Source organism: Streptomyces sp. NPDC017225 (genome assembly GCF_044331465.1).
Taxonomy (GTDB): domain Bacteria; phylum Actinomycetota; class Actinomycetes; order Streptomycetales; family Streptomycetaceae; genus Streptomyces.
Genome location: NZ_JBIRNE010000007.1, coordinates 196,019 through 213,173 on the forward strand (window position 1 = coordinate 196,019; position 17,155 = coordinate 213,173).

13 protein-coding genes and 1 pseudogene are annotated in these 17,155 nt (G+C 72.0%); 4 read left to right on the forward strand and 10 right to left on the reverse strand.

Annotated features, from left to right (window positions below; translation table 11 throughout):
* Positions 1-158: 158 nt before the first annotated feature.
* Positions 159-947 (forward strand): annotated as a pseudogene (locus tag ACH4NX_RS18315) (YbhN family protein); the annotation flags it as partial.
* A 140-nt stretch (positions 948-1,087) separates the two neighbouring features.
* Here ACH4NX_RS18315 and ACH4NX_RS18320 read toward each other — a convergent pair.
* Positions 1,088-1,846 carry a creatininase family protein gene (locus ACH4NX_RS18320; RefSeq protein WP_398128041.1) on the reverse strand — a complete coding sequence of 253 codons (759 nt, stop codon included), beginning with the start codon at positions 1,844-1,846 and terminating at the stop codon, positions 1,088-1,090.
* Between the two features lie 77 nt (positions 1,847-1,923).
* Between ACH4NX_RS18320 and ribA the strand changes: the two genes are divergently transcribed.
* Positions 1,924-2,601, forward strand: coding sequence for a GTP cyclohydrolase II (ribA, locus tag ACH4NX_RS18325; RefSeq protein WP_398128042.1), 678 nt, complete (start codon positions 1,924-1,926; stop codon positions 2,599-2,601).
* 26 nt (positions 2,602-2,627) lie between these two features.
* On the opposite strand, the gene ACH4NX_RS18330 is transcribed toward ribA, so the two are convergent.
* The 3 genes from ACH4NX_RS18330 to ACH4NX_RS18340 form a co-directional block, all read right to left on the reverse strand.
* On the reverse strand, positions 2,628-3,860 hold the full coding sequence (locus ACH4NX_RS18330; RefSeq protein WP_398128043.1) for a serine hydrolase domain-containing protein: 1,233 nt from the start codon (positions 3,858-3,860) through the stop codon (positions 2,628-2,630).
* A gap of 165 nt (positions 3,861-4,025) precedes the next feature.
* Positions 4,026-5,390, reverse strand: a complete 1,365-nt coding sequence (locus ACH4NX_RS18335; RefSeq protein ID WP_398128044.1) for an MFS transporter — start codon at positions 5,388-5,390, stop codon at positions 4,026-4,028.
* A 258-nt stretch (positions 5,391-5,648) separates the two neighbouring features.
* Positions 5,649-6,314, reverse strand: coding sequence for a TetR/AcrR family transcriptional regulator (locus ACH4NX_RS18340; RefSeq protein WP_351395671.1), 666 nt, complete (start codon positions 6,312-6,314; stop codon positions 5,649-5,651).
* 172 nt (positions 6,315-6,486) lie between these two features.
* On the opposite strand from ACH4NX_RS18340, the gene ACH4NX_RS18345 reads away from it, so the two are divergent.
* Together ACH4NX_RS18345 and ACH4NX_RS18350 are read left to right on the forward strand one after the other, a co-directional pair.
* Entirely contained in the window at positions 6,487-7,365 is an 879-nt protein-coding gene (locus ACH4NX_RS18345; RefSeq protein WP_351395668.1) for a shikimate dehydrogenase, read from the forward strand.
* A gap of 15 nt (positions 7,366-7,380) precedes the next feature.
* The gene (locus tag ACH4NX_RS18350) at positions 7,381-9,198 is read left to right on the forward strand and encodes a bifunctional sugar phosphate isomerase/epimerase/4-hydroxyphenylpyruvate dioxygenase family protein (RefSeq protein ID WP_398128045.1); all 1,818 of its coding nucleotides are present in this window, start codon (positions 7,381-7,383) and stop codon (positions 9,196-9,198) included.
* On the opposite strand, the gene ACH4NX_RS18355 is transcribed toward ACH4NX_RS18350, so the two are convergent.
* Genes ACH4NX_RS18355 through tal form a run of 6 tightly spaced genes read right to left on the reverse strand, consistent with a single transcriptional unit; the run spans position 9,185 to position 17,120 of the window.
* Positions 9,185-10,645, reverse strand: coding sequence for a membrane-associated oxidoreductase (locus tag ACH4NX_RS18355; RefSeq protein WP_398128046.1), 1,461 nt, complete (start codon positions 10,643-10,645; stop codon positions 9,185-9,187). The genes ACH4NX_RS18350 and ACH4NX_RS18355 overlap by 14 nt on opposite strands.
* Before the next feature lie 55 nt (positions 10,646-10,700).
* Positions 10,701-11,585, reverse strand: a complete 885-nt coding sequence (gene gnd / locus ACH4NX_RS18360) for a phosphogluconate dehydrogenase (NAD(+)-dependent, decarboxylating) (RefSeq protein WP_351395662.1) — start codon at positions 11,583-11,585, stop codon at positions 10,701-10,703.
* A 1-nt stretch (position 11,586) separates the two neighbouring features.
* Entirely contained in the window at positions 11,587-13,275 is a 1,689-nt protein-coding gene (gene pgi, locus ACH4NX_RS18365) for a glucose-6-phosphate isomerase (RefSeq protein ID WP_351395659.1), read from the reverse strand.
* On the reverse strand, positions 13,268-14,203 hold the full coding sequence (opcA, locus tag ACH4NX_RS18370) for a glucose-6-phosphate dehydrogenase assembly protein OpcA (RefSeq protein WP_351395656.1): 936 nt from the start codon (positions 14,201-14,203) through the stop codon (positions 13,268-13,270). Before opcA ends, pgi begins: the two co-directional genes overlap by 8 nt.
* On the reverse strand, positions 14,200-15,978 hold the full coding sequence (zwf, locus tag ACH4NX_RS18375; RefSeq protein ID WP_351395653.1) for a glucose-6-phosphate dehydrogenase: 1,779 nt from the start codon (positions 15,976-15,978) through the stop codon (positions 14,200-14,202). Before zwf ends, opcA begins: the two co-directional genes overlap by 4 nt.
* On the reverse strand, positions 15,975-17,120 hold the full coding sequence (gene tal / locus ACH4NX_RS18380) for a transaldolase (RefSeq protein ID WP_351395650.1): 1,146 nt from the start codon (positions 17,118-17,120) through the stop codon (positions 15,975-15,977). The genes zwf and tal overlap by 4 nt, the downstream gene beginning before the upstream one ends.
* Positions 17,121-17,155: the final 35 nt, after the last annotated feature.

Sequence of the window (17,155 nt, forward strand, 5' to 3'; positions counted from 1 at the left end):
TGCCGACGGCGGCCGTACGCCGGGACACCACGCCAACCGGCGGCGATTCCCCCAGCGTCCCTGCCGGTAGCCCTTCCGGTAGTCCTCTCGGCGATCCGCCCCGCCGCCGCGCCCTGCGTGCCCAGCTGGGCAGTCTCGCCGGCGCCGCCGTCCTCGCCGTGCTCCTGTGGCGGACGGGGACCGGTGCCCTCCTGGACGGCGTGCGCCGGATCGACGTGCCCACGCTGCTGGCGGCGCTCGGGATCGGGCTGGTCACCACGGTGTTCAGCGCCTGGCGCTGGGCCCTGGTGGCTCGGGCACTGCGCATCCGGCTGCCGCTCGGACCGGCCGTCGCCGACTACTACCGCGCCCTGTTCCTCAACGCCGCCCTCCCCGGCGGCGTCCTCGGCGACGTGCACCGTGCCGTACGGCACGGACGGAGCGCCGGCGATTTGCGGCGCGGCGTGCGCGCCGTGGTCCTCGAACGCGCCGCCGGACAGATCGCGTTGATCGGCGTCGCAGCCGCGGTGCTGCTCACGATGCCGTCTCCCGTACTGGCCGAGTCCAGGCACGTCGCACCCTTCGTGGTGCCGGCCGTACTCGGCGCGCTCGCCGTGGTCCTCACCCTGCGCGTGAACCGGGCGCCCTCACGAACGACGCGGGCGCCCGCGCGTCGAGGCAGGCGCCGGGCGGCCGGGGCCCTGCGGGCGGCGCTCGGCGAGGCTCGCGAAGGGCTGCTGTCCCGGCGCGGTCTGCCGGGGATCGCCGTGTCGTCCGTCGTCGTACTGGCCGGGCACCTCGCGATGTTCGTCCTCGCGGCCCGGGTGGCCGGCAGCGGCGCCTCCGTCGCCGTACTGACGCCGCTGGCCGTGCTGGCGCTGCTCGCGATGGGGTTGCCGTTGAACGTCGGCGGCTGGGGGCCCCGGGAGGGCGTCACCGCCTGGGCGTTCGGCGCGGCCGGGCTGGGGGCGGACACCGGGCTGGGCGTTGCCGTGGTCTACGGGGTGCTCAGCCTCGCGGCGAGCCTGCCCGGCGTCGTCGTGCTCGTCGTCCGCCGGCACGCGGGGCCGGGGGCCGGCTCCGAGCCGCACCGCGCGCCCGACGGGCACTACCCGTGCTCACCGTCCGGCACGACGACCGGCACCGACGTCAGCAGCGAGAAACACGCGCCGAAGGAATCCGCGAGACTCGCCAGAAGTTTCCTCCCTTTTTCCGCCGAACCCAGTGAAGGACGCCCGATGACACCGGAATCGGTATAGCCGGACATACCGAGGGAGGGCAGATGACGCCGGTCGTCCGCGACGAAATCGGCGGCCTCGTATCCGGGCCGGACGTATTCGGGATGAGTGTGCAGAAGAATGGAGGTCTCGATTTCCCCCGCGTGCATGTCGGTGAGCAGCGACGTGGTCACTCCCGCCCGCTCCCGCGCCGCCTCCCAGTCCTCCGCGGCCGGGAACAGCGCCATCCGCTCGCCGCGCGCGGAGGACTCCTGGACGACGTTGCCCAGTACGTGGTTTCCGCCGTGCGCGTTGACCACCACCAGGGCGTCGACGCCCGAGCGGCGCAGCGAGTCCGCTATGTCCCGTACCACCGCGTGGAGGGTCACGGAGGAGATGCTGACGGTCCCCGGCCAGTCCGCGTGCTCGTGCGAGCAGCCGATCGTCACCGGGGGGAGCGGGTGTACCGGGAACGCGGCGGCGATCTCCCGGGCGACGGCGCAGGCGACGAGCGTGTCCGTCGCCAGCGGCAGATACGGGCCGTGCTGCTCGTAACTCCCGACCGGCAGCACGGCGACCTGCCGCGGAACTCCCAGGCCGCGCTTGCGCACGTCCTGAGTCGTGTCCGCCGGCACCAGTGAAGAATCCATTCCCGCACAGCCTTTCGTCTCCGCCCAGCAATCTGCTGAGCAACCTGTTGAGCAATCTGTTGAGGAACGCGAGAATCATGACAGAAAAAATTGGTGTGATCGACAAGAAAGTGTCGCAGCGGTCGCAGCGCACGGACGTGGAACGCGTCGTGGTCACGCCCCTGCCCACCGTGTACGGGGAATTCCGGGCGTTCGGCTATTTCGACCACGAGCGCGGTGACGAGCAAGTGGCGCTCGTCCACGGCGACCCGGGCGCCGAAGGGGTCCTCACCCGGCTGCACTCGGAGTGCCTGACGGGCGACGCCTTCGGCTCAAGGCACTGCGAGTGCAGCGACCAGCTCGCCTCCGCGCTGCGTGCGGTGGCCGTCGCGGGCAGTGGAGTCGTCGTGTACCTGCGCGGCCACGAGGGGCGCGGCATCGGACTGCTCGCCAAGCTGCGCGCGATGGCGCTGCAGGCGGAGGGCCTGGACACGGTGGAGGCCAACCTCGCCCTGGGCCTGCCGGTCGACGCCCGGGACTACGGTGCCGCGGCCCGCGTCCTGGAGGACCTCGGGGTGCGGTCCGTGCGGCTGATGTCCAACAACCCCCGTAAACGGAAGGCGTTGGTGCGCCACGGCATCCAGGTCGTCGAGCAGGTGCCGCTGCTGATACCGCCGTGCGAGAGCAACATCACCTACCTGCGGACCAAACGGGAGCGCCTGGACCACCACCTGCCGCACCTGGACGCCTTGGACGCCGTCGCGCACCTGTCCTGAACCGCGCGCGGCGGTGCCGGCACCGGTCAGTCCGCGACGGCCTCGTGCACGAGCCGCTTGAGGTCCGGGTACACCGTGTGCGAGGACTTCGGCCGGACCTGGGTCATGAACTGCACCGTCAGGTCACGGCCCGGGTCGACCCAGAAGGTCGTCGTGGCCACCCCGCTCCAGCCGTACGTGCCGAGCCCGGAGGGCGCCTGGGTACGGGCGGGGTCGGTCACCACGGAGACGCCGAGACCGAAGCCGACACCGTCGTTGCCGGGCTCGTCGTGCGCGGGTCGGCTGCCGTGGGCGCGCAGGTCGGCGTCGCCGGGCAGGTGGTTGCGGGTCATGAGGTCCACCGTCGCGGGTGCGAGCAGGCGTACGCCGTCCAGTTCGCCCCGGCGTCGCAGCAGTTCCGCGAAACGGTGCACGTCGTACGCCGAGGAGACCAGACCGCCGCTGCCCGACAGGAACCGCGGCCGGCCGCCCCGCAGCGGCAGCCCGGGGACCGGCTCGATGCCTCCGCCGTCCGTCTCGCCGTACAGCTCGGCCAGCCGGCCGGCCTGCTCGTCGGTGACGTGGAACCCGGTGTCCGTCATGCCGAGCGGCCCGAGGATCCGCTCGGCGCAGAACACGTCGAGCGGCTGCCCGGACACCACCTCCACCAGTCGTCCGAGCACGTTGCTGGCCACCGAGTAGTTCCACTGCGTGCCCGGATCGAACTGCAACGGCAGGCTCGCGTACAGGTCGACCGTCTCGGCCAGACCCGCGCCCGCCCGCACCGACGACCGCAGCCCGGCCGCGCGGTACAGCTCGTCGACGGGGTGGGCCTGGTAGAAGCCGAAGGTCAGCCCGGCGGTGTGGGTCATCAGGTGCCGCACGAGGACCGGTCCGGCGGCCGGCCGGGTGACCACCTCGTCCCCGGCCCCTTCCACGTACACCCGCGGCTCGGCGAACGCCGGAAGGTACCGGTCCACCGGGTCGTCGAGCGACAGCCGTCCCTCCTCCACCAGCGTCAGCACGGCCACGGCCGTCACCGGCTTGGTCATGGAGTAGATCCGCCACAGCGTGTCGGCCGCCACGGGCAGCCCGGCCGCGACGTCCCGCCGGCCGTGCACGGTCAGATGGGCGACCCGCCCGCCACGGGCGACGGCCACCAGGAACCCGGGCAGCCGCCCCTCGTCGACCTGCCGGGCGAAGTGCAGGTCGAGCCGGTCCAGTGCCCGCGGGTCCAGCCCGGCCGCACCCGCGTCGACCTCCTGCCGCAGCGGTGCCATCCCCATCGCCCTCCTTGGTCGTTCGTCGAGGTGCGTCCGGCCTACCCCGCGCACGCGACTTCAGACCTGGTCACCCCTTCGCCACCACCACCGGATCCTGATCCGGGGCGGCGGCATGAGCGGGAGGGGAGGGGAGAGAAGGGGGAGCGGGAGGCCGTCAGGCCGTCAGGCCGTCACCGTCTCCGTCTCGGACCGCGCCGCCTCCTGTCGGGCCCGCTCGCCGAGTCCCTCCGTCGGGACCTTGTGGGTCTCCCGGGCCGAGAGCGCGGCGATCACCGGCGGGACGCACAGCGCGGCCGTGAACAGGGCGACCGCGATCCAGTCGTCGCCGTCCGGACCGGCGATCTGCGCGGCGAAGGTCACCGCGAACCCGGCCACGGCGAAGCCGATCTGCGTGCCGATCGCCACGCCGGACAAGCGGACCCGGGTGGAGAACATCTCGCCGTAGAAGGCGGGCCACACGCCGTTCGCGGCGCTGTAGACGACACCGAAGGCGACGATGCCGGTCAGGAACGTCAGCGCGTACGAGCCGGTCGAGATCGCCCACAGGTACAGGAACATCGTCACCGCGCTGCCCACCGCGCCGATCAGGAACACCGGGCGCCGGCCGACGCGGTCGGACAGCATCGCCCACAGGGGGATCGCGGCGAGCGCGACGACGTTGGCGAGGGCGCCCACCCACAGCATGGCGGTACGGGACATGCCGACCGAGTCACTGGTGGCGTACGCCAGCGCCCAGACCGTGAAGATGGTGCTGACCGAGGCGATCAGCGCGCCCGCGACGACCCGCAGTACGTCCGCCCAGTGGTCGCGCGCCAGCACGGCCAGCGGCATCTTCACGACGCCCTCCGTGGCGGTCTGCTGCGTGAAGGCCGGCGTCTCGTCCAGCTTGCGTCGGATGACGTAGCCGACGACGGCGACCACGACGCTCAGCCAGAACGGCACGCGCCAGCCCCAGGACAGCAGCTGGTCCTCGGGGAGCGCGGCGATGGGGAGGAAGACCAGGGTGGCGAGCAGTTGCCCGCCCTGGGTGCCGCTGAGGGTGAAGCTGGTGAAGAAGCCGCGTTTGTGCGGTGGCGCGTGCTCCAGGGTCATGGAGTTGGCGCTGGCCTGCTCACCGGCCGCCGATATGCCCTGCAGGACGCGGCACAGCACCAGCAGGACCGGGGCGAGGGTGCCGACCTGGTCGCGCGTGGGCAGACAGCCGATGAGGAACGTCGACACGCCCATCAGGATCAGCGTGAACACCATGATCTTCTTGCGGCCCATGCGGTCGCCGACGTGACCGAGGAAGAAGGCGCCGACCGGGCGGGCGGCGTACGCGACGCCGAACGTGGCCAGCGACAGCAGGGTCGCGGTGGCCGGGTCGGACTCGTCGAAGAAGACTTCCGGGAAGATCAGCGCGGCGGCGCTGCCGTAGATGAAGAAGTCGTAGTACTCGAGGGCGCTGCCGATCCAGGCGGCGGTCGCGGCCTTCTTCGGCTGGCCGGGCGGGGCGGCGCCCGGGGAGGCGGGGGCGGGGACGGACACGGCGTTGCTCCTTCGGGGGACTCCACGGCAGGCGGAGTGAGCGGAGGGGAGAAGTGCCGATCGGCTAATTAACCCACTGGGTAGTTAGTCGCGGTTGGGAAGGGATGTTGCGCGCACGTTTCCCGTGTGTCAAGGGGTCCCGTTCCGCCGAGCGGCCCAGTGACCGCCTCACCGGGCCGCCGGCCGGGCGCCCCAGTGACCGCCTCAACCGGGCCGTCGGCGGAGCGCTCCGCCGAGCGCCCGCCGGGCCCGCCGCGCTCAGCCCTCCGCGCGCTCCGCCGTCAGATAGGCGATCACCATGTCGCCGAGCATGGTCCGGTAGTGCTCGCGCTGGTCCGGCGCGACCAGGTCGCGGCCGAACAGGGCACCGAAGGTGTGCCGGTTGGCGACCCGGAAGAAGCAGAAGGAGCTGATCATCGCGTGCAGGTCGACGGCGTCGACGCCGGCCGTGAACAGGCCGGACCGCTGCCCGTCCTCCAGGATCCGGCGGATCACGTCGAGCGCCGGGGAACCGATGCTGGCCAGCATCTCCGACGACGCGATGTGCTCGGCGTCGTGGATGTTCTCGATGCTGACCAGGCGGATGAAGTCGGGGTGGCGCTCATGGTGGTCGAAGGTCACCTCGGCGAGGCGCCGGATGGCCGCCACCGGGTCCAGGTGCTCGACGTCGAGCTGCTGCTCGGCCTCCCGGATCACGCCGTACGCCCGCTCCAGCACGGCCGTGAACAGCTGCTCCTTGCCGCCGAAGTAGTAGTAGATCATCCGCTTCGTGGTGCGGGTGCGGGCGGCGATCTCGTCGACGCGGGCCCCGTCGTAGCCGGCCCGTGCGAACTCCCGCGTCGCCACGTCGAGGATCTCGGCCCGGGTGCGGGCGGCGTCGCGGGTGCGCGTGGCGGATCGTGCCGGTTCGTCGACGCTGGTCATCGGGTTCCTTCGACTGCGGGGCGGGTGCGGGGCGAGGCCCGCCGGCTGGGGGCGTGCCGGTGATTGTAGAAGCCTCCGCCTTCCCACCCACCCCGACCTCCTGCTATGACTAACGTACTGGTTCGTACATTGGTCGCTCGGGCAGCAGCCCGAGCCGCTCAGGAGGTCCCCGGTGGCCAAGGACTCGTATCTCGTCGGGCTGATCGGCTCCGGCATCGGCCCGTCGCTCAGCCCGGCACTGCACGAAAGGGAGGCCGCCCGGCAGGGGCTGCGCTACCTGTACCGGCTGATCGACATCGACGCCCTCGGTGTCCGGCCCGAGGCGGTGGGCGACCTGCTGCGCGCGGCCCGGGACCTGGGCTTCGACGGGCTGAACATCACCCACCCGTGCAAGCAGCTCGTCATCGAGCACCTGGACGCCCTCGCTCCGCAGGCCGAGGCGCTCGGCGCGGTCAACACCGTCGTCCTCGACGAGGACGGCCGGGCCACCGGACACAACACCGACGTCACCGGCTTCGCCGCCTCCTTCGCCCGAGGGCTGCCCGACGCGCCGCTGGACCAGGTCGTGCAGCTCGGTGCCGGTGGCGCGGGCGCGGCCGTCGCCCACGCCACACTCACCCTGGGCGCCGGGCGGATCACCCTCGTCGACGCCCTGCCCGAACGGGCCGCCGCACTCGCCGCCCAGCTGAACCGGCACTTCGGTGACGGCCGCGCCGACCACGCCACGCCGGACCGGCTGCCCGGGCTGCTGACCACGGCCGACGGCATCGTGCACGCCACCCCCACCGGCATGGCCGCCCACCCCGGGCTGCCCCTGCCCGCCGACCGGCTCCACCCCGGGCTGTGGGTCGCCGAGGTCGTCTACCGCCCCCTCGAGACCGAGCTGCTGCGTACCGCCCGCGCACTGGGCTGCGCCACGCTCGACGGCGGCGGCATGGCCGTGTTCCAGGCCGTGGACGCGTTCCGGCTGTTCACCGGGCGGGAACCCGACACCGTGCGGATGCTCGCCGACATCACCGACCTGGCGGGCGCCCTCGGGGCCCCGCAGTAGGAAAGAGGCAGCCACGTGCGGACGTCCATCGCCACCGTCTCCCTCAGCGGATCCCTCACCGAGAAGCTCACGGCCGCCTCCCTGGCCGGTTTCGACGGCGTCGAGATCTTCGAGAACGACCTGCTGGCCAGCCCGCTGTCCCCCGAGGAGATCCGCGCCCGCTGCGCCGACCTCGGACTCACCGTCGACCTCTACCAGCCCATGCGGGACGTGGAGGCACTGCCCGAGGAGGAGTTCGGCCGCGCGCTGCGCCGCGCCCGGCACAAGTTCGAGCTGACGCGCAGGCTCGGCGCGGACACCGTCCTGGTGTGCTCCAGTGTCTCCCCGCACGCCGTGGACGACGACGCGCTGGCCGCCGAGCAGCTGAGCCGGCTCGCCGGCCTGGCGCGGGAACACGGCGTCCGCGTCGCCTACGAGGCGCTCGCCTGGGGCCGGCACATCAGCACGTACGACCACGCCTGGCGCGTCGTCGAGAGCGCCGGCCACCCCGCGCTCGGCACCTGCCTGGACAGCTTCCACATCCTCTCCCGCGGCGGCGAACCCGAGGACCTCGAAGGGATCGCGGCCATTCCCGGCGACAAGATCTTCTTCCTCCAGCTCGCCGACGCCCCGCTGCTCGCGATGGACGTCCTCCAGTGGAGCCGCCACTACCGCTGCTTCCCCGGCCAGGGCGGCTTCGACGTCGCCGGGCTGCTGCGGCGGGTCCTGAGCACCGGGTACGACGGTCCACTGTCCCTGGAGGTCTTCAACGACGTCTTGCGGCAGTCCGAGGCCGGCCCCACTGCCGTGGACGCCCAGCGCTCCCTGCTGCTGCTCCAGGAGACGGTCGGGCTCGCCGCGCCGCCCGCACCCGCCCCGCCCACCGGGGTCGCCTTCGCCGAACTGGTCACGCCGGACGCCGCGCCCGTCTGTGCCGTGCTCGGCGCGCTGGGCTTCGCCCGGACCGCACGCCACCGCGGCAAACCCGTCGATCTGTGGCAGCGGGGCGACGCCCGCGTCCTGGTCAACACCGGGGCGGCCGAACGCCGCGACGGCACCCGGCTGGCCGCCGTCGGCCTGGAGTCGCCCGACCCCGCCGGGGCGGCACGCCGAGCCGAGGCCCTGCTGGCCCCGGTGCTGCCGCGCCGCCGCGCGCCCGGGGACGCGGCACTGGAGGCGGTCGCCGCGCCCGACGGCACGGAGCTGTTCTTCTGCGCCACCGGGCGTCCCGGACCGCCCGACTGGCGGGCGGACTTCGAGGACCTCGCGCATCCCTCGGGCGAAGGCTCCCGTGAAGGCGAGTCCTGGCGCGTCGACCACCTGTCCCTGACCCAGCCCTGGCACCAGTTCGACGAGGCGGCGCTCTTCCACCGCAGCGTCCTCGGGCTGCGCCCGCAGGAGAGCGTGGACGTCGCCGACCCCTACGGTCTGCTGCGCAGCCGCGCCGTCACCACGGACGACGGCGGGGTCCGTATCGTCCTGACCGTCGGCGCGGCACCCACCGACGACACCGCGCACGCCCAGCACATCGCCCTGGCCACCGACGACGTGGTCGCCGCCGCCCGCCGCTTCCGTGCGGCCGGCGGTACGCTGCTGCCGATTCCCGCCAACTACCACGACGACCTCGCGGCCCGTTTCGAGTTCGCCGACGGCGAGCTGGAGACCTACCGGGAGCTGGGCATCCTCTACGACCGCGACGCGCACGGCACCTTCCGGCACTGCTACACGCACACCGTCGGCCGGGTCTTCTTCGAACTCGTCCAGCGCGACGGCGGCTACCGCGGCTACGGCGCGGCCAACGCGCCCGTCCGGCTGGCCGCGCAGCACACGGTGCGGGGATTCACTGGCGGCTGACGGTGCGGGTCAGACCGGTGATCACCGTGGTGGCCAGGATCCAGCCCGTGATGATCAGGACGTAGGACAGCGTCTGGTGGCCGCCCTCGGGGGCGAAGGCGCTCTCCTGGCCGAAGGAGATCACCGGCAGCAGCAGGTCCAGCGTGTAGAAGACCGGGTTGAAGTCGGGGGACTCGGCGGGCTTGAGCGGCGGCGGGTGGTCCAGCCCGTACGCGACCGAGCCGACCGCGAGCAGCGACAGCAGCCAGCCGCCCGCGCGCAGCGGCCGGAAGCCGTACCCGACCGTGACGTCCTGGAGATGCCCCCACAGCCGGCCGTACCAGGGCAGGGTGCGCCGGTGCCGCCGCTGTTTGGCGAGCTGGACCAGACGGGCCGCGTCGTCGTCACCGATCCTGCGGTAGGCGGCGGTCAACTGCTCGTAGACGAAGGGGAGGTAGCTGTCGCCCATCTCCAGCATCGGCAGCCGCCTCTCGGCGGGCTCGTGCGGGATGAGGGACGTGTAGGTGAGGTCGTTCAGCTGGACCCGGCGCGGTACCGCCTCCGGTTCCACGAACAGCACGTCCACCTGGGAGCGGCGCAGGTTGAGGGTGCCCTCCACTCTCGGGCACTGGCGCAGCCACAGTTCACCGATCACGCAGCTGCTCGCGCGCAGCGCGGTCCCCGCCGGGTTGGCCAGGCGTGCCTCGGACAGGTCCAGCCTGCCGGGTATGCGCGCGCCGCGGAACTCCAGCCGGCCCCGCACCCGCGCGTGGCGCAGGAGCACGTCGGCCTCGGCCGCGAGCGTCTCGGCCTGCAGGGCGGTGCCGTCCGGGCGGTCGAGTACCGCGTCGGTGAGGTTGACCGTCCCGGCCACCCGGGCGCCGTCGAGCCGCACCGTGCCCCGCGCCCGGAGCCCCGGCGCCCACAGGTCGGCGCCCAGGACCGCCTGGTTCAGCTGGAGCACCGGCCCCTCGGTGTCCGGCGCGTGGATCTCCGTGCTCTCCAGGTACAGGCTGCTGGTGATCTCCGCACCGCCGAGCCGCACCATCCCGCCGAACCGGGCGCGGGTCAGCCGCAGCACGCCCTCCACCCGGAGCGCGTGCGCGATCAGCCCGGGCAGCACCGACTCGCTCAGGTTCACGTCGCGCAGCCGCGCCGCGTACAGCCTCGGTACGTCGTCGAAGTGGCAGTGCCGCAGCCGCACGGGGTGGTCGACCGTCGCGTACTGGAGTTCCAGCGGTCCGGTGACGCGCGCTCCCGCCAGGTTCAGCGCGGCCACCTCGCCGCCCTGCCGGGGGCCGTCCAGGAGCAGCGTCCGCAACACGACCGCGCGCACGGTCCGTTCGGGTCCCCAGGTGCCGCCGTCGGCCGGATCCTCGTCGTCCGCGGCGCGGAAGTCCACGGCGGTGCCCGTGGCGAACGCCCGCCATACGCGTGCCTCGGCCGGTGTCAGGTCGTTGATCTCCATCGCGGGGACTCTGACCCGAACCGGCCGGTCACGTCAACGTGTCACCGCCACGTCGCTACTGCTTCTTGGCCGACTCCACGGCGTGCCCGCCGAACTGGTTGCGCAGCGCGGCGATCATCTTCATCTGCGGTGAGTCGTCCTGCCGGGACGCGAACCGCGCGAAGAGGGAGGCCGTGATCGCGGGCAGCGGTACCGCGTTGTCGATGGCCGCCTCGACGGTCCAGCGGCCCTCGCCGGAGTCCTCCGCGTAGCCGCGCAGCTGCTCCAGGTGGTGGTCCTCGTCGAGGGCGTTGACGGCCAGGTCGAGGAGCCAGGAACGGATGACCGTGCCCTCCTGCCAGGAGCGGAAGACCTCGCGGACGTTGTCCACGGAGTCGACCTTCTCCAGCAGTTCCCAGCCCTCCGCGTACGCCTGCATCATGGCGTACTCGATGCCGTTGTGGACCATCTTGGAGAAGTGCCCGGCGCCGACCTTTCCGGCGTGGACGTAGCCGTAGGGGCCCTCGGGCTTGAGCGCGTCGAAGACCGGCTGGAGGTCGTCGACGGTCTCCTTCTCGCCGCCGACCATCAGGGCGTAGCCGTTCTTCAGGCCCCACACACCGCCCGAGACGCCCGCGTCGACGAAGTTGATGCCGCGCCTGCCCAGCTCCTCGGCGTGCTTCTCGTCGTCCGTCCAGCGGGAGTTGCCGCCGTCGATGACGGTGTCGCCGGGCTTGAGCAGCGTCCCCAGCTGGTCGATGACGTGCTGGGTCGCGGCGCCGGCCGGGACCATCACCCACACCGCGCGCGGCCGCTCCAGCTGGTCGACGAGGTCGACCAGGCTGTTGACGTCGGCCTTCTCCGGATTGGTGTCGTATCCGACGACGGTGTGGCCGGCGTTGCGCAGGCGCTCGCGCATGTTGCCGCCCATCTTGCCGAGACCAACGAGACCGATCTGCATGTCAGTGCACTTCCTTCAGTTCACGGTAGGCGGCCACCAGCGCGGCCGTGGACGGATCGAGACCGGGCACATCGGCGCCTTCGGTGAGAGCCGGCTCGACGCGCTTGGCCAGCACCTTGCCGAGCTCGACGCCCCACTGGTCGAACGAGTCGATGTTCCAGATCGCGCCCTGGACGAACACCTTGTGCTCGTACAGCGCGATCAGCTGGCCGAGGACGGACGGGGTCAGCTCGGTGGCCAGGACGGTGGTGGTGGGGTGGTTGCCCTGGAAGGTGCGGTGCGGCACCTGCTCCTCGGGCACGCCCTCCGCCCGGACCTCCTCGGCGCTCTTGCCGAAGGCCAGTGCCTGTCCCTGGGCGAACAGGTTGGCCATCAGCAGGTCGTGCTGCGCCTTCAGCTCGTCGCTCAGCTCGGCGACGGGCCGGGCGAAGCCGATCAGGTCGGCCGGGATGAGCTTGGTGCCCTGGTGGATCAACTGGTAGTACGCGTGCTGTCCGTTGGTGCCAGGCGTGCCCCAGACCACCGGACCGGTCTCCCACTCCACGGGGCGCCCGTCACGGTCGACCGACTTGCCGTTGGACTCCATGTCGAGCTGCTGGAGGTAGGCGGTGAACTTCGACAGGTAGTGGCTGTACGGCAGGACCGCGTGCGACTGCGCGTCGAAGAAGTTGCCGTACCAGACGCCCAGCAGGCCCAGGATCAGCGGCGCGTTGACCGGGGCCTCGGCGTTGTGGAAGTGCTCGTCGACGATGCGGAAGCCGTCGAGCATCTCCCGGAAGCGGTCCGGGCCGATGGCGATCATCAGGGAGAGGCCGATGGCCGAGTCGTACGAGTAGCGACCGCCGACCCAGTCCCAGAACTCGAACATGTTGGCCGTGTCGATGCCGAAGCCGGCGACCTTCTCCGCATTCGTCGACAGGGCCACGAAGTGCCGGGCGACCGCCTTCTCGTCGCCCTTTCCGGCGCCGTCCAGCCCCGCCAGCAGCCATGAGCGCGCCGAGGTCGCGTTCGTGATCGTCTCGATCGTGGTGAACGTCTTGGACGCCACGATGAACAGCGTCTCCGCCGGGTCCAGGTCCCGGACCGCCTCGTGCAGGTCGGCGCCGTCCACGTTGGACACGTACCGGAAGGTGAGCGAGCGGTCGGTGAAGGGGCGCAGGGCGTCGTACGCCATCGCCGGGCCGAGGTCGGAGCCGCCGATGCCGATGTTGACGATGTTGCGGATGCGCTTGCCGGTGTACCCGGTCCACGCGCCGGAACGGACCCGGTCCGCGAAGTCGGTCATCCGGTCCAGCACGGCGTGCACCTTGGGCACGACGTTCTCGCCGTCGACCTCGATGACCGCGTCGCGCGGGGCGCGCAGCGCGGTGTGCAGCACCGCCCGGTCCTCGGTGATGTTGATCCGCTCGCCGCGGAACATGGCGTCGCGCAGCTCGAACACGCCGGTGGCGGCGGCCAGTTCCCGCAGCAGGGCCAGCGTCTCGTCGGTGAGCAGGTGCTTGGAGTAGTCGATGCGCAGGTCGCCGACGCGTACGACATGGCGCTCCGCCCGACCGGGGTCGGTGGCGAACAGCTCGCGCAGGTCCGGCCGTTGCAGCGCCTCCGCGCGGTGGTCCGCCAGCGCGGCCCACTCCGGCCGCCGGGTGAGCTTGGGGGAGTCGGACGTGGAGTCGGACTTGGGGTCAGACATGGACAGGGGTCTCCTTGCCGGCCTCGCCGCGCAGGGCGACGGCGTACATCTCGTCCGCGTCGAGGCGCCTGAGCTCCTCGGCGATGAGTTCGGAGGTGGGGCGCACCTTCAGGGCGAGGGAGCGCGGGGGCTGGTCGGGCAGGGTCATCGTGGCGAGCGGGCCCTCGGGCCGGTCGATGACGATCTCGCCGTTCGCGGTGCCCAGGCGGACGGCCGTGACGACCGGTCCGTCGGTGATCACCCGGTCGACCCGCACGTGCAGCCGGGCCTCCAGCCAGCGGGCCAGCAGCTCCGCGGCCGGGTTGTCGGGCTCGGCCTCCACGGTCGCCGAGGTCACCGGTACCCGGGCCTGGTCCAGGGCGGCGGCCAGCATGGACCGCCACAGCGTCAGCCGGGTCCAGGCGAGGTCGGTGTCGCCGGGCGCGTAGGAGCGGACCCGGCGCTCCAGGACTTCCATCGGCCGCTCGGCCGCGTACAGGTCGGTGATGCGGCGCTTGGCCAGCGCGCCCAGCGGGTCCTTGGCGGGGTTGTCGGGCGCGTCCACCGGCCACCACACGACGACCGGGGCGTCCGGCAGCAGCAGGGGCAGCACGACCGAGTCGGCGTGCTCGGACACCTCGCCGTACATGCGCAGCACGACCGTCTCGCCGGTGCCCGCCTCGGAGCCGACCCGGACGTCGGCGTCGAGGTGCGAGCGGGTGCGGTCGCGCAGGTTGCGGGGGTGCCGCTTGATGACGACCAGGGTGCGCGAGGGGTGCTCGTGCGAGGCCTCCTCACCGGCCTTGAGCGCGTCGTAGGCGTTCTCCTCGTCCGTGACGATCACCAGCGTGAGCACCATGCCCACGGCCGGTGTGCCGATGGCCCGGCGGCCCTGCACCAGCGCCTTGTTGATCTTGCTTGCCGTGGTGTCGGTCAGGTCGATCCTCATGGCCTGCGCCAGCTCCGTCCGTCTCGTGCGAGCATCTCGTCGGCTTCCCGCGGTCCCCAGCTGCCCGAGGCGTACCGCGCGGGCCGCTCGTGCGTGGCCCAGTACTCCTCGATCGGGTCGAGGATCCGCCAGGACTCCTCCACCTCCTGGTGGCGGGGGAAGAGGTTGGCGTCGCCCAGCAGCACGTCCAGGATCAGCCGTTCGTACGCCTCCGGGCTGGACTCCGTGAAGGACTCGCCGTACGCGAAGTCCATGGACACGTCCCGGATCTCCATCGACGTGCCCGGCACCTTGGAGCCGAACCGCACCGTCATGCCCTCGTCGGGCTGGACGCGGATGACGATCGCGTTCTCGCCCAGCTCCTCCGTCGCGGTGGAGTCGAAGGGGGAGTGCGGGGCCCGCTGGAAGACGACCGCGATCTCCGTCACCCGGCGGCCCAGGCGCTTGCCGGTGCGCAGGTAGAAGGGGACGCCCGCCCAGCGGCGGTTGTCGATCCCCAGCTTGACCGCCGCGTAGGTGTCCGTCGTGGAGGCCGGGTCGATGCCCTCCTCCTCCAGGTAGCCGGGGACCTGCGCGCCGCCCTGCCAGCCGCCCGCGTACTGGGCGCGTACGGTGTGCTCGCCGAGTTCGTCCGGCAGCCGCACCGCCCGCAGCACCTTCAGCTTCTCGGTGAGCAGCGACGCCGCGTCGAAGGAGGCGGGTTCCTCCATGGCGGTGAGGGCCATCAGCTGGAGCAGGTGGTTCTGGATGACGTCGCGGGCGGCGCCGATGCCGTCGTAGTAGCCGGCCCGGCCGCCGATGCCGATGTCCTCGGCCATGGTGATCTGGACGTGGTCGACGTAGGACCGGTTCCAGATCGGCTCGTACATCTGGTTGGCGAAGCGCAGCGCCAGGATGTTCTGGACGGTCTCCTTGCCCAGGTAGTGGTCGATGCGGAAGACCTGCTCCGGGTCGAAGACCTCGTGCACCAGCGCGTTCAGGTCGCGGGCGCTGCCGAGGTCGTGCCCGAACGGCTTCTCGATCACCGCCCGGCGCCAGGAGCCGTCCGGGGCGTCGGTCAGCCCGTGCTTCTTGAGCTGCTGGACGACCTTCGGGAAGAACTTCGGCGGCACCGAGAGGTAGAAGGCGTAGTTGCCGCTGGTGCCGCGGGAGGTGTCCAGCTCCTCGACTGCCTTGCGCAGCTCGTCGAACGCGTTGTCGTCGTCGAAGTCGCCGGGGATGAAGCGCATGCCCTCGGCGAGCTGCTGCCAGACCTCCTCGCGGAACGGTGTGCGCGCGTGCTCCTTGACCGCGTCGTGCACGACCTGTGCGAAGTCCTGGTTCTCCCAGTCCCGGCGGGCGAAGCCGACCAGGGAGAAGCCCGGCGGCAGCAGACCGCGGTTGGCCAGGTCGTAGACGGCCGGCATCAGCTTGCGGCGGGACAGGTCTCCGGTGACGCCGAAGATGACCAGTCCGGACGGGCCCGCGATGCGGGGGAGGCGGCGGTCCTGGGGATCGCGCAGGGGGTTGCTCCAGTCGAGCGGCGCGACGGGTGCCACGGCCTTCGCGTCCACCGCGGCCGCCTTCGCGCCCTTGGCGGCGCCGGCCGTCGCGGACTTCTTCGCGGTCCGGGCGGACCTGGGCGTCCTGGCCGGTTTCGAGGCCTCGGCGGCCCCGGACTCATCGGCCTCCTGGGCGTGCGACGGCCCCGCGGCCTCCTGTGCCGTCCGTGCCTCCTTGGCCTCCTTCGTCGCCTTGGTCTCGTGGACCGTCGTAGCGGGAAGGTCCTCGCTCATTCCCCGTCAACTCCCTTGCTGTCGAGGGACTTCGTCACGGCGTCGAGCAGGTCCTGCCAGGCCACCTCGAACTTGGCCACGCCCTCCTGCTCCAGCTGCTGCACCACCTCGTCGTACGAGATGCCGAGCCGCTCCACGGCCGCGAGGTCGGCCCGGGCCTGGGCGTAACCACCGGTGACCGTGTCGCCCCGCACGTCGCCGTGGTCGGCGGCGGCGCGCAGGGTGGCCTCCGGCATCGTGTTCACGGTGCCGGGAGCGACCAGCTCCTCCACGTACAGGGTGTCCCGGAATGCCGGGTCCTTCACCCCGGTGGACGCCCACAGGGGGCGCTGGGGGTTGGCGCGCGCCCCGGCGAGGGCGGTGAAGCGGTCACCGGCGAAGACGTTCTCGTACGCCTCGTAGGCCAGTCGCGCGTTGGCCAGCGCGGCCTTCCCCTTCAGGGCGAGGGCCTCGTCGGTGCCCAGCAGCGTCAGGCGCTTGTCGATCTCACTGTCGACGCGGGAGACGAAGAAGGAGGCGACGGAGTGGATGTCCGCCAGGCCGAGCCCGGCCGCCCGCGCCTTCTCCAGGCCGGCGAGATAGGCGTCCATGACCTCGCGGTAGCGCTCCAGGGAGAAGATCAGCGTGACGTTGACGCTGATGCCCGCGCCGACGACCTCGGTGATCGCCGGGAGACCGGCCTTCGTCGCCGGGATCTTGATCATCACGTTGGGGCGGTCGACCAGCCAGGCCAGCTGACGGGCCTCGGCGATCGTGGCCCGGGTGTCGTGGGCGAGCCGCGGGTCGACCTCGATGGAGACCCGCCCGTCCCGGCCGCCGGTGGCCTCGTGCACCGGACGCAGCACGTCGGCGGCGGCGCGGACGTCGGCGGTGGTCATCATGCGGACCGCCTCGTCGACGGTGACGCCCCGGGTGGCGAGGTCGGCGAGCTGCTCCTCGTATCCCTCGCCCGAGCCGATGGCGGCCTGGAAGATCGAGGGGTTGGTGGTGACGCCGACGATGTTCTTCGTCCGGATCAGCTCGGCGAGGTCGCCGGACTCGATCCGCCGCCGCGACAGGTCGTCCAGCCAGATGGAGACGCCCTCGTCGGACAGGCGTCGGAGTGCTGCCGCGGGTGCGACTGCTTCGGTCACAGTGATCATCTTCTCTTTCTGCGGTCGGTTCCGTCGGGGCCGAT

Excerpts from the sequence above, each read along its gene's own strand:
- opcA (WP_351395656.1), bottom strand. The coding sequence starts at position 14,203 with ATGAGGATCGACCTGACCGACACCACGGCAAGCAAGATCAACAAGGCG.
- ACH4NX_RS18330 (WP_398128043.1), bottom strand. The coding sequence starts at position 3,860 with ATGGCACCGCTGCGGCAGGAGGTCGACGCGGGTGCGGCCGGGCTGGAC.
- gnd (WP_351395662.1), bottom strand. The coding sequence starts at position 11,585 with ATGCAGATCGGTCTCGTTGGTCTCGGCAAGATGGGCGGCAACATGCGC.
- ACH4NX_RS18320 (WP_398128041.1), bottom strand. The coding sequence starts at position 1,846 with ATGGATTCTTCACTGGTGCCGGCGGACACGACTCAGGACGTGCGCAAG.
- ribA (WP_398128042.1), top strand. The coding sequence starts at position 1,924 with ATGACAGAAAAAATTGGTGTGATCGACAAGAAAGTGTCGCAGCGGTCG.
- ACH4NX_RS18355 (WP_398128046.1), bottom strand. The coding sequence starts at position 10,645 with ATGGAGATCAACGACCTGACACCGGCCGAGGCACGCGTATGGCGGGCG.
- ACH4NX_RS18340 (WP_351395671.1), bottom strand. The coding sequence starts at position 6,314 with ATGACCAGCGTCGACGAACCGGCACGATCCGCCACGCGCACCCGCGAC.
- zwf (WP_351395653.1), bottom strand. The coding sequence starts at position 15,978 with ATGAGCGAGGACCTTCCCGCTACGACGGTCCACGAGACCAAGGCGACG.
- pgi (WP_351395659.1), bottom strand. The coding sequence starts at position 13,275 with ATGTCTGACCCCAAGTCCGACTCCACGTCCGACTCCCCCAAGCTCACC.
- tal (WP_351395650.1), bottom strand. The coding sequence starts at position 17,120 with ATGATCACTGTGACCGAAGCAGTCGCACCCGCGGCAGCACTCCGACGC.